The 14849-nt window shown below is 67.0% G+C and carries 10 protein-coding genes, 1 tRNA gene and 1 other RNA gene; 5 read left to right on the top strand and 7 right to left on the bottom strand.

Annotated elements, in window-relative coordinates; translation table 11 throughout:
* The first annotated feature begins 70 nt into the window (after nt 1–70).
* Together EO139_RS16895 and rnt are read left to right on the top strand one after the other, a co-directional pair.
* Nucleotides 71–469 (top strand): RcnB family protein, encoded by a 399-nt coding sequence (locus EO139_RS16895; protein WP_119132255.1) that lies wholly within the window; start codon nt 71–73, stop codon nt 467–469.
* A gap of 140 nt (nt 470–609) precedes the next feature.
* On the top strand, nt 610–1257 hold the full coding sequence (rnt, locus tag EO139_RS16890; RefSeq protein WP_104582773.1) for a ribonuclease T: 648 nt from the start codon (nt 610–612) through the stop codon (nt 1255–1257).
* A gap of 210 nt (nt 1258–1467) precedes the next feature.
* Here the strand turns inward: rnt and EO139_RS16885 are convergent, their stop codons facing one another.
* From EO139_RS16885 to rnr, 5 genes are all read right to left on the bottom strand, one after another.
* A complete protein-coding gene (locus EO139_RS16885; protein WP_126971578.1) occupies nt 1468–4500 on the bottom strand; it encodes a ligand-binding sensor domain-containing diguanylate cyclase in 3033 nt (1010 codons plus the stop codon).
* 260 nt (nt 4501–4760) lie between these two features.
* Nucleotides 4761–4835, bottom strand: a non-coding RNA gene (locus tag EO139_RS16880) — sX9 sRNA.
* 67 nt (nt 4836–4902) lie between these two features.
* Nucleotides 4903–5652 (bottom strand): 23S rRNA (guanosine(2251)-2'-O)-methyltransferase RlmB, encoded by a 750-nt coding sequence (gene rlmB / locus EO139_RS16875; protein ID WP_104532424.1) that lies wholly within the window; start codon nt 5650–5652, stop codon nt 4903–4905.
* Nucleotides 5653–5825: 173 nt separating this feature from the next.
* A complete protein-coding gene (locus tag EO139_RS16870; RefSeq protein WP_126941751.1) occupies nt 5826–6299 on the bottom strand; it encodes a GFA family protein in 474 nt (157 codons plus the stop codon).
* A gap of 138 nt (nt 6300–6437) precedes the next feature.
* Complete coding sequence (gene rnr / locus EO139_RS16865; protein WP_126971576.1) at nt 6438–8984, bottom strand: ribonuclease R; 2547 nt, start codon at nt 8982–8984, stop codon at nt 6438–6440.
* A 121-nt stretch (nt 8985–9105) separates the two neighbouring features.
* On the opposite strand from rnr, the gene EO139_RS16860 reads away from it, so the two are divergent.
* A tRNA-Leu gene (locus EO139_RS16860) sits at nt 9106–9192 on the top strand.
* A gap of 232 nt (nt 9193–9424) precedes the next feature.
* Here the strand turns inward: EO139_RS16860 and EO139_RS16855 are convergent.
* Both EO139_RS16855 and EO139_RS16845 read right to left on the bottom strand, forming a co-directional pair.
* Nucleotides 9425–10948, bottom strand: a complete 1524-nt coding sequence (locus tag EO139_RS16855; protein WP_164739896.1) for a platelet-activating factor acetylhydrolase IB subunit — start codon at nt 10946–10948, stop codon at nt 9425–9427.
* A 334-nt stretch (nt 10949–11282) separates the two neighbouring features.
* On the bottom strand, nt 11283–12401 hold the full coding sequence (locus tag EO139_RS16845; RefSeq protein ID WP_235858439.1) for an acyl-CoA dehydrogenase family protein: 1119 nt from the start codon (nt 12399–12401) through the stop codon (nt 11283–11285).
* Between the two features lie 152 nt (nt 12402–12553).
* On the opposite strand from EO139_RS16845, the gene EO139_RS16840 reads away from it, so the two are divergent.
* Together EO139_RS16840 and EO139_RS16835 are read left to right on the top strand one after the other, a co-directional pair.
* A complete protein-coding gene (locus EO139_RS16840) occupies nt 12554–13549 on the top strand; it encodes a metalloregulator ArsR/SmtB family transcription factor (RefSeq protein WP_164739894.1) in 996 nt (331 codons plus the stop codon).
* Complete coding sequence (locus tag EO139_RS16835; RefSeq protein WP_126971570.1) at nt 13546–14685, top strand: homocysteine S-methyltransferase family protein; 1140 nt, start codon at nt 13546–13548, stop codon at nt 14683–14685. The genes EO139_RS16840 and EO139_RS16835 overlap by 4 nt, the downstream gene beginning before the upstream one ends.
* The last annotated feature ends 164 nt before the right edge of the window (nt 14686–14849 follow it).

Raw genomic sequence — 14849 nt, 5'->3', positions numbered from 1 at the left:
ATTACGTATTCAGCAAATTGCGCCTAGGGTGCAATCACACAGGCTGTTCCTGTGACGCAGGAGTACGCAGATGAAACGCATCATCGGATCCCTCATGGTTGTGTCGCTGCTGACGTCCGGTGCAGCGTTCGCTGCGCCGCAACAGCATGACGACCGCGATCAGCGCGCGCAGCACCACGACGCGCGTGGTCCGGACCGTGGCGATGAGCATCGCGACGACAGGCACGATGACAGGCGTGACCACCGCCCTGGCGCGCACAACGACGACCACCGCAACGATCGTCGTGGCCCGCCCTATCGGCGCGGCGAACGTCTGGCACCGGACCATCGCGGCACGCGCGTGGCCGACTACCGCAAGCATCATTTGCATGCGCCGCAGCGCGGGCACGAGTGGCGCCGCGTGGACAACAACTACGTGCTGATTGCAGTGGCCACCGGCCTGATCGCAAGTGTGGTCGCCGCCCGCTGAGGCCAGCGCTTGCGATGCGAGGTTATCGGGCCCGATCCGTGGCAACACGGGTCGGGCTTTTGTTTGCCCGATTGCCAGTGCGGACGTGCGGGCAAGCTGCCGGCTGCCACGATCGGGCCGGTCGTGCGACCTGCTAGGCTATGCCGATGAACGCACCGGTCGACCTGCCACCTGCCCCCTCCTTCCTGCCCATGTCGCGGCGCTTTCGCGGCTACCTGCCCGTGGTGGTGGATGTGGAAACGGGAGGATTCGACTGGAACAGGCACGCCCTGCTGGAAATCGCCTGCGTGCCGATCGAGATGGATGCCGACGGGCGGTTCTTCCCCGGCGAGACCGCCAGCGCGCATCTGGTGCCGGCGCCGGGGCTGGAGATCGACCCGAAGTCGCTGGAGATCACCGGCATCGTGCTCGACCATCCGTTCCGTTTCGCCAAGCAGGAAAAGGACGCGCTGGACCACGTGTTCGCACCGGTGCGCGCGGCAGTGAAGAAGTACGGCTGCCAGCGCGCGATCCTGGTCGGGCACAACGCGCATTTCGATCTGAACTTCCTCAACGCCGCGGTTGCGCGCGTCGGCCACAAACGCAATCCATTCCATCCGTTCAGCGTGTTCGACACCGTGACCCTGGCCGGCGTGGCGTACGGGCAGACCGTGCTGGCGCGCGCTGCACAGGCCGCGGGCCTGGACTGGAACGCCGCCGACGCGCATAGCGCGGTCTACGACACCGAACAGACCGCGCGGCTGTTCTGCACGATTGCCAATGCGTGGCCGGGGCCTAGCGCGGGCTGATCGAGCCGGGAATCGGGAATCGGGATTGGGGAATCGCAAGAGCAGCGAGGCTTCCTGCTTGAGAAATCAGCAGTTAGTGGCGCCGCCGTGTGGCCGTGCCCTCATCCGCCCTTCGGGCACCTTCTCCCGCAGGAGAAGGAAAGCGCCAGGCACCTTGCTCTGCGATTCCCGATTCCCGATTCCCGATTCCCGACTCCCCAATCCCAGCACCTAACCCACACAGATCCGGTCGCGCCCCGCGCTCTTGGCCTGGTACAGCGCGTGATCGGCGCGCTGCATCAGCGATGAGCCGGTGTCGTCATCGCGCAATTCGGCCACGCCGGCACTGAAGGTCACCTGCAGGCCGTCCACGCCGCCCCAGTCGTGGCGCGCATGGAACAGCTCGCGGATGCGCTGGCATAGCGCCTGCGCATCGTCCAGCGTCGTATCGGCCAGCAGCAGCGCGAACTCTTCGCCGCCCAGGCGTGCCGGCAGGTCCGATGCGCGCGCGGCGGCCGTCAGCAGCACGCCGACGTCGTGCAGCACCGCATCGCCGCTGGCGTGCGAGTAGTGGTCGTTGATGCGCTTGAAGTGGTCGATGTCCAGAATCGCCAGCACCAACGGGCGCGTGCTGCGGCGTGCGCGGCTGATGTCGCGCGCCAGTGCCTCGTCGAAATGCCGGCGGTTGGGCAGCCCGGTCAGGGCGTCCTCGTGCGCCTGGCGCTCGAACACGTCGGACTTGATGCGCAGCCGCGTCAGCAGCTCGCTCTTTTCCTGGTTGGCCTGCAGCAGGCGCTGTGCCTGCAATTGCAGATCTTCGGTGCGTATGCGCACCAGTTCGGCCAGGCGCGCGTTATGGGTCTTGTAGCGGCGCAGCAGGAAGCGATACACCAACGCGAGTGCAAACATCGCGCCCAGCACCGCGGCAAAGCGCACGTCCTGGCGCTGCCACCACAGCGGCAGCACCTCGAACGCCCACATCGCCTCGTGCGTGCTCCACGCACCGCCGGGGTGACGGGCCGCCACATGCAGACGGTAGCGTCCCGGCGGCAGGCCGATGAACTCCACGCTGCGTTGCCGGCCACGCTCGATCCAGTCGTTGTCCAGGCCTTCCAGGCGCGTGCGGTACTCGATGCGCTCCGGCAGCAGGAAGCTCATGCCGACGTAGGACACGTTCAGCCGATGCCCGCCCGGTAGCCGTGCCTGCTGCCGCCATGTCAGCGGACGTGCGTCCTGTTGCACGCTCTCGATCACTGCAGGCGGTGCGCGCCGCTCGCGAAAGCGCTGCAGGCGCGCCGGGTCGACCGTGCTCACGCCACCGGCGGTGACCACCCAGATCGAGCCATCGGCACGCTTGATCATGCTCGGCCCGGAGCTGCCGTTGGCCTGCGCGTTGCCCATGCCGTCGATCTCGCCATAGCGCTCGATGACCAGCCGGCCGCGTCCATCGGCAACCGCGTCGAGCAGCGTCAGTGGCGTGCGCAGCACACCGCGATTGCTGCTGATCCAGGCGTTGCCGAATCGGTCGTCGACCAGCTGGAACACCGTATCGACCGGCATGCCCTGCTCCAGGCCCACGCGTGCGAGCCTGCCGTTGCGCATGCGGTACAGGCCGCGATCGGTGGAGATCCAGACAGCGTCACCGATGCGCTGAAAACCGAACACACTCCGCGCGCCGCCCCGGGCTTCCAGATCCAGCTGCTGCAGCTTTCCGTTGCGCAGCACCGCCGCGCCGTCGACCGAGCCGATCCACAGCGCGCCACCGATGCTGGCCAGTGCGGTCACGACCCCGTCGGGCAGGCCTTCGACGGCCAGGGACTGGCGCCTGCCGTCGACCAGCTTCACCACCCCGCGCTGCGTGGCCAGCCACACCACGCCGAGGTCTTCGGTCACGATGGCGCGGATATGCCCGCTGGGAATGCCCTCGGCATCGCCGTAATGTTGCAGCAGACGTCCGTTGCGCAACACGAAGACGCCATCGGCATAGGTGCCCACCCACAGATCGCCGCGCCGATCCAGCGCCAGGCTGAGCACGGAGAGCTTGCGCCCGGATGGTGTGGCCACCGCCACCGGCACGATGCGTCCGTCCGGCAGCATGCGATCCAGGCCGGCGGTGCCGGCGATCCACAGACTGCCGTCGTGGTCTTCCAGCACGGCACGGGCGTAGTCGCCGCTCAGGCCATCGCGCTGGCTGTAGCTGCTGAACAGGGTTTCGCGCAGGCGAAACAGCCCGCCGTTGGCACCGACCCAGATGCTGCCTTCGGCATCCTCGCGCAGGCTGACGATGCGCCCGGTCGGCAGGCTGCGACCGGCCGGCAAGTGCTCCACCCCATGACTGCCGATGCGCAGCAGCCCCTGATTTTCGCTGCCCAGCCACAGGTCGCCGTGGCGATCCTGCAGCATCGCAGTGAAGTGGCCTTGCCCGGGCACACGATGCACCAATTCGGCGGACTCGCCCTGCAGCCGGTACAGCTGCTCGCCGGCGACGACCCACAGCGTGCCGTCCGCTGCGCGGTACGGCCATGCCAGCCCTGGCGGCAGGCCGAATGCGGCCGGGGCACGATGCATGCGTCCGTCCGGCTCGCGGTAGATCAGGCCGTCCAGCGTGCCGATCAGCAGCCGGCCCCGGTCATCGAACGCCATGCGCGGAAAGCTGCTCTGCAGCGGCACGCCATCACGCGGCGGAAAGTACTCAAAGCGCCCATCCGGCCACAGGCAGCCCAGCCCGTGCCCCTCGAACAGCAGCCACATGCGCCCACGCGCATCCATGGTCATCGCATGGATCAGCGCCTGCGGCCACTGCCCTTGCCGCTGCCAGTGCCGCCACTGCCCATCGCTGCCATGACGCACCAGATTGCCGCGCGCATCGCTGAGCCACAGCGCACCATCGCGGTCGACGTACAAGGCACCGACGCCGTTGTCGGGCAAGCCCGGACGCGTGCTGCGGTCGATGATGCTGAATTCCAGGCCGTTGTAACGCACCAGCCCTTCCCAGGTGGCGAACCACAGGTAGCCGTCGCGGGTCTGGGCGATATCGCGCAGCGAGTTGTGCGGCAGGCCGTTACGCGAGCTCCAGCTGTCGATTGCGTAATCGCGCAGTGGCGCCGTGCCGGCCGGTGCAGCCAGTGCCACGAGCGAGCACAGCGCCAGCAGCATGCAGACAACGGCACCGAGCCAGCGCTGCGGCCGCTTGTCTCCCCGTGCCGACGCCTTGGCATCGCATCCGTTCTCGCCCGTCGACCAGGCCCCCGCCCCATCTCTCATCAGACATAACACGCCGTTCGCTGGCGATATGGTAGGCAAAAACGGGCACGCGCGCCGGTGGATCTCCACATGCCTGGACGAAAGTCATCTGCAGCGCGCTACCTGCGCGCCCGGCACTGCAGCGGCAAGTGCACCGGCGCCATGGTTTGCGCAGATCGGCTGCTGCGTGAGTGCGCGGATCGCGCCGCGCCGCACGCGCGATCTCGCCATGCCGATCGACCTGCGCGGTTCGCCATTGGCACGCACGTGCAATTCAAAGTGGTTTGCAACACAGGGCGAACAGTCGCCAGCCGGATGCGGACGACGCGCAGCAAGCGCAGTGCACGTTGGCGCATGCCGAGCCAGGGCATCGGCCGCTTCCGCGCCCACCTAGCGGTGAGCGCAGTCGTTTCGGTCGCCGCTTCAGGCGCCCAGGCGCTGGCGCACGGCTTCGAACAAGGTCACGCCGGCCGCCACCGACACGTTGAGGCTTTCGATATCGCCCGGCATCGGAATCTTGACCAGGCCGTCGCAGTGCTCGCGGGTGAGACGCCGCAGGCCATCGGCCTCGCCACCAAGCACCAGCCCGACATTGCCGCGCAGGTCCACGCTGTACAGCGAGGCCTCGGCTTCGCCGGCCAGGCCGTACAGCCACACGCCCTGCTTTTGCAGGTCGCGCAGGCAACGCGCCAGATTGGTCACCGCCACCACCGGAATACGGTCGGCCGCACCGGCCGAGGTCTTGCGCACGGTCGCGTTGACCGTGGCCGACTTGTCCTTGGGAATGACCACCGCCGTGACGCCGGCGGCGGCAGCGCTGCGCAGGCATGCACCGAGATTGTGCGGGTCCTGCACGCCGTCGAGGATCAGCAGCAGCGCGCGTCCCTCGGCCGCGGTTACCAGCGCCTCGAGCTCGTTCTCGGCCCACAGCCGCGCTGCCGCATAACGCGCGACCACGCCCTGGTGGCGCACCTGGCCACCGACGCCATCGAGTGCCTGGGTGTTGACCCGGCGCACATCGATACCCTTGCGGCGGGCCTGCTCCTCGATCTCGATCAGGCGCGGATTCTTGCTGCCGGCCTCGATCAATACCTCGCGCACGTTGTCGGCGTCGTTCTCGACGGACGAGGCGACGGCGTTGACGCCGACGATCCACTGATTCTGCTTGCTCATTGCGCGGGAATACGAAGCGATAAAGGGAGAATGGTAGGGCCTGCGGCCTGCCACGTCACGGCCGGACCCTCCCTACGAGCACCACGTGCCAACCGCGGCGCAACGGAAGTGGCCGTCGCCGCGACGCGCAGTTCAACGCGCCAGCTCGACAAACGCCGATGCGGCTGCCAGGGTCACGCAGGCCAGCGGTCGGTATCGTGATCCGGATGCTGGCGCGACACCAGTGCAGCCAGAAACGCAGGCGCCTGCGGGTCGTCCTCGGTGCGATGGGCCGGCAACGCGCCCAATGTGTCGACAAACGGCAGTTTGCCCTCGACCCCGTACTGGATCACCGGCGGCAGCAACGCGGGCGTGTCGAAGCTGCCGGCGGCAATGGCCAGGCCGTCGGGCGCCTCGTAGGTCAGCGGCGTTCCGCAGTCGGCACAGAATCCACGCTGCACCAGCGACGAAGACGCAAAGCGCCTGGGCTCGCCGCGTGTCCAGGCGAACTCGGCGCCACGCACCGACACCAGCGGCGCGTAATACGCACCGAAGGCCTTCTGGCACATGCGGCAGTGGCAGATCGAGGCGTCCGACAACCGGCCGCGCACGTGGAAACGCACCGCACCGCATTGGCAACCACCGCTGTACCCGATTGCTGTGTCCATCGTTGCCTCTGCGCCGTTGAAGACGGGTGACCCGTGCGTTTTGCGCGCTTGTTACACGCAACACCCTGCACGCGTGGCCAGCGATCGCTACGCATCGCGAGCGGCCACCAGGCGACGGCTCGCGATGGTGTCACCGTGCTAGTGCTGCTTCTTCCTGCGCTTGGCCGGCTGATCGCGCGGCGGCAGCGGCGGTTCGGGCGAATCGCCACGGTCCTCGGCCAGGCGGAAGTCGATCTTGCGTTCTTCCATGCTGGCCTTGAGCACCAACACCCGCACCGGGTCGCCCAGGCGGAATGCGCGGCCGCGGCGCTCGCCACTGAGCGTCTTGCGGATCGGATCGAACTGGTAATAGTCCTGCGGCAACTGGGTGACATGCACCAGGCCGTTGACCTTGGATTCGTTCAATTCCACGAACAGGCCGAATCCGGTCACGCCACTGATCACGCCGTCGAACTGGCCGCCGACATGCTTTTCCATCCACGCGGCACGATAACGCTCGTCGACTTCGCGTTCGGCTTCGTCGGCACGCCGTCCACGCTCGGAACACTGCAGCGACAACGCCGCCATCTGACGCGGGGTGTAGATGTACTTTTCCGGGCTGGCGCCGGTCAAGGCGTGCTTGATCGCGCGGTGCACCAGCAGGTCCGGATACCGGCGGATCGGCGAGGTGAAGTGCGCATACGCCTCCAGCGCCAGACCGAAGTGACCGTTGTTGTCGGGCGAATACACCGCCAGGCTCTGGCTGCGCAGCAGCACCGACTCCAGCAGCGCCGCATCGGGGCGCGCACGCACCTTCTTCAGCAACTTGGTGTAGTCGCCGGGACGCACCTTGCTCCATGCCGGCAGGCTCAGCTGGAATTCCTTGAGGAACTCCAGCAGGTCTTCGTACTTGCTCTCCGGCGGCCGCTCGTGCACGCGGTACGGTGCAGGCACATGCATGCTCAGCAGGTAACGCGCGGCTTCGACGTTGGCGGCGATCATGCATTCTTCGATCAGCTTGTGCGCGTCGTTGCGCACAAGCATGCCGGCCTGGGTGACCTCGCCGGTATTATCGAGCACAAAGCGCACTTCGGAGGTTTCGAACTCGATCGCGCCGCGCTGCGTGCGCGCCTTCGACAGCACGTTGTACAGCTGATGCAGGCGCTGCACCTGCGGCAGCAACGGGCCGATGAAGGCCTTGGTATCGGCATCGTCTTCGCCGACCGCCTTCCAGACCTGGTTATAGGTCAGGCGCGCATGCGAGTTCATCACCGCTTCGTAGAAACGCGAGCCGGTGACTTCGCCGTCGCGACCGACCTGCATGTCGCAGACGAAGCACATGCGGTCGACCTTGGGCATCAGCGAGCAGATGCCGTTGGACAGCGTCTCCGGCAGCATCGGCACCACGAAACCCGGGAAGTACACCGAGGTGGCGCGCTTTTGCGCCTCGTCGTCCAGTGGCGTGCCGGGACGCACATAGTTGGACACGTCGGCGATCGCCACCACCAGACGGAAGCCGTCGGCATTGGGTTCGCAATACACCGCGTCGTCGAAATCCTTGGCGTCCTCGCCATCGATGGTGACCAGCGGCATCTGCCGCAGATCCACACGCCCGCCGACCATCTGCGGCTCGACCACCAACGGCACCGCCGCGGCTTCGTCCAGCACTTCCTGCGGGAATTCGTGCGGCAGCTCATGGCCATGGATGGCCATCTCCACCACCAGCGACGGCGTCAGCTTGTCGCCGAGCACCGCGATGATCTTGCCGATCGCCGGGCGCCGGGCGTCCGGCGGCGCGATCAGTTCGCACACCACCAGTTGCCCCTCGCGCGCCTCGCCGATGCCGTCCGGTGCGATCTGCACGTTGCGTTGCACGCGCTTGTCGTCCGGGTCGACATAGGCCACGCCATGCTCGTAGAAAAAGCGCCCGAGCATGCGTGACATGCGGCGTTCGAGCACGCGGGCAATCGCACCTTCGCGACGGCCGCGGCGGTCGATGCCGGTGACATTGGCCAGCGCACGATCGCCGTGCATGACCTTGCGCATTTCGTACGGCGGCAGGAACAGGTCGTCCCCACCTTCGTCCGGCTTGAGGAAGCCGAAGCCTTCCGGGTTGGCGATCACCACACCTGCAATCAGGCTGGTCTGCTGCACCGGCGCGTAGCCGCCGCGGCGGTTCTGCACCAGCTGCGCTTCGCGCACCATCGCCGCCAGGCGCTTGCCCAGCGCGTCGATGCGGTCGCTGAGGTTGAGTTGTTCGGCAATTTCCTCGGCGGTCTGTGGGCCGTCGCAGGCGTCGAGCAGCTGCAGGATGGCCTCGCGGCTGGCGATCGGCTCGGCGTAGCGCAGTGCTTCGCGATCAGCATGCGGGTCCTTGAACCCGGCCGCCGGCGCAGGCGCTTCGGCCGGCGCCTGTTGGAAGCGTTCCGGCGGCGGCGCCGGCGGGCCGCTCTTGCGCGGATGCGGTGCACGTGGTGCCGGCGGCGTGGGCAGCGCGGGCGCTACCGGCAGCTCGGGCGAGGCGTTGGCGGCCTTGTCGGCAGCGCGTTTGTTCGCGGACTTGGTCGACGCGCCGGCGGCGGCGCGGACCAGGAAGTCCGGCATCCAGCCCGGCAACTTCTGTTTTTCGGCGGTGGTGGCATCGCCCGGGCTGGTGGACTTGCGGCGACTGGGCCGATCGGAATCTGGGGTGTTTTTCTTTGTCATTGCTTACATGGTACCCCTTGCGGCCGCGACATGGGCAGCACGCCTTGCCCGGTCGGTCGCAATTGCTGCGTGCCAGGCATTGACAAGCCTGCCGGGAGTCTGCAAAATTCGCGGCTCACCTGCCCAGGTGGCGGAATTGGTAGACGCACTAGCTTCAGGTGCTAGCGGGGGCAACTTCGTGGAGGTTCGAGTCCTCTTCTGGGCACCAGTTTAAAAAGACCTCCGAGCAATCGGGGGTCTTCTGGTTTCTGGGGTCTGGAAAGTTGTGGTCGGGGCCCTGCGCCCGCGTTACCCGCCGGCGGGAACACGCTGTCGATCGGCGACCGAAGCTTGATTTGCTCACGCCGTAGCGCGGGAACGGCGCAACCGGCAAGCCTTCCGCGCGACAGCAGCGCCCTTTAGACGCCACTGCCCCGCCCTTCCTCTGCAGCGGAGGGCCGTTATGGCGCCGCCGTAATACCCGCCTCGCGCAGCGCCGTCGCCCAGATCGCGTACCCGGTCTCACTGGGATGGGTGCCGTCGGGCATCAGCGCCTCGGGCAAGGTTCCGTCCGGTTGCAGCATCCGAGGGCCGATATCGAGCAGACGCACCGACGGATCCTTGCCGTAACGCGCGGCCAGCAGCCGGTTGGTCTCGGCAATGGGTGCGCGCTGCGCATCCCCGGCATGGCGACCGCGCGGCATGATCGCCATCAGGATCAGCTGGCTCCTGGGCAAACGACGACGCACCTCGCTCACCACCGCCTCCACGCCCTGTGCGGTCTCGGCCGGCGTGGCCGCGCGCGCTTGCGCGGTGCCGGTGAGGTTGTTGGTACCGATATGCAGCACCACCCAGCGCGGGTCCAGGCCGTCGAGTTCGCCCTGGCGGATCCGCCACAGCACATTCTGGGTGCGATCCCAACCGAAGCCCAGATTCAGCACCGGGCGCCGGCCGTACAACCAGCGCCAGGACTCGGGCCCGCTGACACGCGTGGCCAGCGGCGGGCCCGCCCAGAAATGCGTGATCGAATCGCCGATCATCACCACCTGGGGCGTAAGCGCGCGCGCTTCAGCCAGCGCCGCATGGTGACGTGCATACCAGTCGTAGGAATCCTGCTCCAGCCGGTCGACCGGAATCAGCGAGGTCGCAAAGTCGCGGCCCAGCTGTGCAACCGGCTTGACCGGCGGCTCGCCGAGCAGGCGCGCCAGGGTCGGTTCGATCGCCTCGGCCAGCATGCGTTGACCTTGCGTGTCCGGATGCAGGGCACCGGCCGGCGGACGGAGGCGGGTGTCGTAGAACAGCTCGGTGCGCAGCTTGCCATCGCGCCGGAAGATCGACCCCACATCCAGATAGGTCACGCGCGGATTGTCGCCGTAGCGCACCGCCAGGCCCTGGTTGATCTGCGCATCGCGGCGCGACTTCTCGCCGGAGATGTCGCTGGGCAGCACGCCCACCAACAGGATCTGCGTGCGCGGCAATTTCTGCTCGATCGCCGCGACCACCGCATCGATGCCGAGCTGGGCCTGCTCTGCGGTCTGGCCGAGATGGCCGGTGTTGTTGGTACCGATCAGCACCAGCGCGACCTTGGGTTGCAGACCGTCGACCTCGCCATTGGCCAGCCGCCACAGCACGTTCTCGGTGCCGTCGCCGCTGAAGCCCAGGTTGAGCGCGCCACGGCTGCCGTAGAAGGTCTGCCAGGTCGGCTGGAAATCTTCGTCAGGCGCCTTGGCCTTTTCGTAGTTCTGGGTGATCGAATCGCCGATCAACAGCAGCGGGGTGTCAGGGTGCTGGCGCACCTGCTCCAGCACCTGCGCATGCCGCTGCGCCCACCACGCCTCGTGCAGGCGGTCGGTGGGCACGATCGAAGGTGGCGGCGTCTGTGCGCTTGCCGCGGCGCAGACCAGCAACAGGCCACAACACACCAGCACCGGCGCGATGGCAGACAGCGAAAGACGAGGAAACACAGCGTGCAAAGACCGGAGCATGCGCGCACCAGAGGCTGGAGAAGCCACGATTGTGATCCGCGCGCGCCGCGCACCACAAGCGTGGACGCAGCCACCCGCCATGTCAGGCTGCGACGTGCCTGTGGTGTGTCGGCGCCAGGCCACTGACACGGCGCATCTGTGATGCCGGATCGCTCACGCTTGCGTAGGAGCGCGCTTGCGCGCGATGCGGCGTCATCGATAACGCTTCATCGCGCGCAAGCGCGCTGTTACCTGGCAGTGGGAAGCAATCGCCTCCATCAAGGCACCGGATCGAGCGCTGCGCACCTCGGGCCAATGGAGTCGGCACCCGGCGGCGCGCTGCCGAACTAGTTACTCAGCGCAGGCCGGTCTCGGCGCGCGCAATCACCAGGCGCTGGATTTCCGAGGTGCCCTCGTAGATCTCGGTGATCTTGGCGTCGCGGAAGTATCGCTCCAGCGGCATTTCCTTGGAATAGCCCATGCCACCATGGATCTGTACCGCCTGATGGGTGATCCACATGGCCGCCTCCGAGGCGGTGAGCTTGGCCACGGCCGCTTCGGTGCCGAACTTCTGGCCCTGCCCCTTCAACCAGGCCGCGCGCAGCGTCAGCAGCAACGCTGCGTCCAGCTTGCACTTCATGTCGGCGATCTTGGCCTGGGTCATCTGGAAGGTACCGATGGCCGCGCCGAACGCCTTGCGCTCCTTGACATACGCCAGCGTGGCTTCGTACGCCGCACGCGCGATGCCAACCGCCTGCGAGGCGATGCCGATGCGCCCGGCATCGAGCACGCTCATCGCGGTCTTGAAGCCCTCGCCCTCCACGCCCAGCACTTCATCGGGCTGGGCGATGTAATCGGCGAACTCGATCTCGCAGGTGGCCGAGGCGCGAATGCCGAGCTTGGGCTCGGTCTTGCCGCGATGGAAACCGGCGCGATCGGCATCGACCATGAAGGCGGTGATGCCGCGCGCGCCCTTGTCCGGCTCGGTCACCGCAAACAACACGATGTACTTGGCGACCGGGCCGGAGGTGATCCAGCTCTTCTTGCCGTTGATCACGAAGCTGCCATCGGCCTGCTTGACCGCGCGGCACCGCATCGCCGAGGCATCCGAGCCGGACTGCGGCTCGGTCAACGCGAATGCGCCAATCTGCGCACCTTCGGCAATCGCGCGCACGTACAGCTGTTTCTGCGCTTCGCTGCCGTTCTTCAGGATACCGGTGCAGAACAGCGAGTTGTTGACCGACACGATGGTGGAATGCGCGCCGTCGGCAGCGGCGATCTCGATCATCGCCAGTGCATAGCTGATCGGGTCCATGCCGGCGCCACCGTACTCGGCCGGCACCTCGATGCCCATCAGGCCGTTCTCGCCGAGCAGGCGGATGTTCTCCAGCGGGAACTCGCCGCTGCGATCGAACTGTTCCGCGCTGGGCGCGATCTTTTCCTGGGCGATGCGGCGCGCCACATCCTGGATCATCAATTGTTCTTCGGTAAAGCTGAAATCCACGTGGCACCCCTCCAGGCCTAGGCTGAGCGCCCATTGTAGCCCCAACCATTCGCATGCGTATGTAGTTGACCCCACACCCTGCCCGGTCGAAAATATCTCCATATCGCGATATAGAGATATTCATGGATCTGGAAGACTGGTCGGCGCGCCTGAAGGTATTTGCCGACGCCACCCGCGTCCGCCTGCTGACCTTGCTGGAGCAGGAAGAACTCACCGTGGCCGAGCTGTCGGCGATCACCCGCCTGGCGCAGCCGCGCGTGTCCACGCATCTGGCCAAGCTCAAGGAAGCGGGGCTGGTGCGCGACCGCCGCGCCGGCGTGTCGGCCTATTACCGTTTCGACGAGGTGTCGCTGGACCCGGCGCAGCGCGCCCTGTGGCTGGCGCTGAGCACCGGCAGCGACGATCCGCTGCTGCGCCAGGACGCCGAGCGCGTGGCCGCGGTGCTGGCCAACCGCGCCGCCGACCAGAACTGGGCCGATTCGGTGGCCGGCGACATGGAGCGGCATTATTCCCCCGGTCGCACCTGGGAAGCGCTGGCGCGCACCGCCCTGCCCTTGCTGGAAACCGGCGACGTGCTCGACATCGCCTCCGGCGACGGCGTGCTGGCCGAGCTGGTGGCACCGCATGCCACCCGCTACATCTGTATCGACACCAGCGCGCGCGTGGTCGCCGCGGCCAGCGAGCGCCTGCGCAAGCTGCGCAATGTGGAAGTGCGCGAAGGCGACATGCATGCGCTGCCGTTTCCCGATGCCAGCTTCGACCTGGTGGTGCTGATGCATGCGCTCACCTACGCAGCCAAGCCCGCGCAGGCGGTGGCCGAATCCGCGCGCGTGCTGCGCCCCGGCGGCCGGCTGCTGCTGTGCAGCCTGGCCAAGCACGAACACCGCGCCGCGGTGCATGCCTATGGCCACGTCAATCTCGGCTTTGCGGCCAAGGAACTGCGCAAGTTCGCCGAGAAAGCCGGGCTGGACGTGTCCAGCCTGGAAACGGTGACGCGCGAGAAGCGCCCGCCGCATTTCGAGGTGATTTCGTTGATTGCGGTGAAGCCGGGGATCGGGAATCGGGAATCGGGATTGGTTGAAAGCAAAGGCGCTGCTTTGCGGAGAGCTGAATCATGACGCATGTATCCAATCCCCAACCTCCAATCCCGTTTGCACTGCCGTGGCTGCATCCGGAGCGCGCTGCCAGGCTCACTGCCGCGCTTGCCGAACGCATCCTCATCATCGATGGCGCAATGGGCACCATGATCCAGCGCCACGATCTGCAGGAGCCCGACTATCGCGGCACCCGCTTTGCCGACGGGTACGACAGCACGCAGGTACACGTGCATGGCCCCGGCTGCGATCACGCACACGCGCCGCAGGGCCACGACCTGAAAGGCAACAACGACCTGCTGTTGCTGTCGCGCCCGGAGATCATCGCCGGCATCCACCGCGCCTATCTGGACGCCGGGGCCGACCTGCTGGAAACCAACACCTTCAACGCTACCTCGGTGAGCCAGGCCGACTATCACCTGGAACATCTGGTCTACGAATTGAACAAGGCCGGCGCGCAGGTCGCGCGCGCGTGCTGCGACGAGGTCGAGGCGCTGACCCCGCACAAGCCGCGTTTTGTGATCGGCGTGCTCGGCCCCACCAGCCGCACCGCCTCGATCAGCCCGGACGTCAACGACCCCGGCTATCGCAACACCAGCTTCGACGCATTGCGCGACACCTATCGCGAGGCCATCGACGGCCTGATCGACGGCGGTGCCGACACATTGATGGTGGAAACCATCTTCGACACACTCAACGCCAAGGCCGCGTTGTATGCGATCGAGGAAGTGTTCGAAGCGCGCGGCGGGCGCCTGCCGGTGATGATCTCCGGCACCATCACCGACGCATCCGGACGCACCCTGTCCGGGCAGACGGCCGAGGCGTTCTATGCCTCGGTCGCGCATGGCAAGCCGCTGTCGGTGGGCCTGAACTGCGCGCTGGGCGCCAAGGATCTGCGCCCGCATGTGGAAACCTTGTCGCAGATCGCCGACGCCTATGTCAGCGCGCATCCCAACGCCGGCCTGCCGAATGCCTTCGGCGAATACGACGAAACCCCGGAAGAAATGGCGCAAACCTTGCGCGAGTTCGCGCAGGCCGGCCTGCTCAACCTGGTCGGCGGCTGCTGCGGCACCTCGCCGGATCACATCCGCGCCATCGCCGAGGCGGTGGCCGACCTGCCGCCGCGGCAGTTGCCTGGCGCGCAGGAGCTGGCCGCGTGATGCGGCAGGCACACCCTCATCCGCCCTTCGGGCACCTTCTCCCGCAAGCGGGAGAAGGGCAGCGCATGGCTTGGCTTGCCACAAGAACGCCCCGTGCGCAGCACAGCACCCTTCTCCCGCCCGCGGGAGAAGGACAGCGCATGGCGTGGCTTGCCACAAGAACG

Source organism: Xanthomonas sp. BRIP62411 (genome assembly GCF_003993525.1).
Taxonomy (GTDB): Bacteria; Pseudomonadota; Gammaproteobacteria; order Xanthomonadales; family Xanthomonadaceae; genus Xanthomonas; species Xanthomonas euroxanthea.
The sequence above is the reverse complement of the archived record's forward strand: the minus strand, read 5'-3'. Positions and strand labels throughout refer to the sequence as shown.

What these genes read in the sequence shown, in the direction of transcription:
- EO139_RS16840 (WP_164739894.1), top strand. Translation starts at nt 12,554, where the DNA reads ATGGATCTGGAAGACTGGTCGGCGCGCCTGAAGGTATTTGCCGACGCC.
- EO139_RS16845 (WP_235858439.1), bottom strand. Translation starts at nt 12,401, where the DNA reads ATGATCCAGGATGTGGCGCGCCGCATCGCCCAGGAAAAGATCGCGCCC.
- EO139_RS16870 (WP_126941751.1), bottom strand. Translation starts at nt 6,299, where the DNA reads ATGGACACAGCAATCGGGTACAGCGGTGGTTGCCAATGCGGTGCGGTG.
- EO139_RS16855 (WP_164739896.1), bottom strand. Translation starts at nt 10,948, where the DNA reads ATGCTCCGGTCTTTGCACGCTGTGTTTCCTCGTCTTTCGCTGTCTGCC.
- EO139_RS16835 (WP_126971570.1), top strand. Translation starts at nt 13,546, where the DNA reads ATGACGCATGTATCCAATCCCCAACCTCCAATCCCGTTTGCACTGCCG.
- rnr (WP_126971576.1), bottom strand. Translation starts at nt 8,984, where the DNA reads ATGACAAAGAAAAACACCCCAGATTCCGATCGGCCCAGTCGCCGCAAG.
- EO139_RS16885 (WP_126971578.1), bottom strand. Translation starts at nt 4,500, where the DNA reads ATGAGAGATGGGGCGGGGGCCTGGTCGACGGGCGAGAACGGATGCGAT.
- rnt (WP_104582773.1), top strand. Translation starts at nt 610, where the DNA reads ATGCCGATGAACGCACCGGTCGACCTGCCACCTGCCCCCTCCTTCCTG.
- rlmB (WP_104532424.1), bottom strand. Translation starts at nt 5,652, where the DNA reads ATGAGCAAGCAGAATCAGTGGATCGTCGGCGTCAACGCCGTCGCCTCG.
- EO139_RS16895 (WP_119132255.1), top strand. Translation starts at nt 71, where the DNA reads ATGAAACGCATCATCGGATCCCTCATGGTTGTGTCGCTGCTGACGTCC.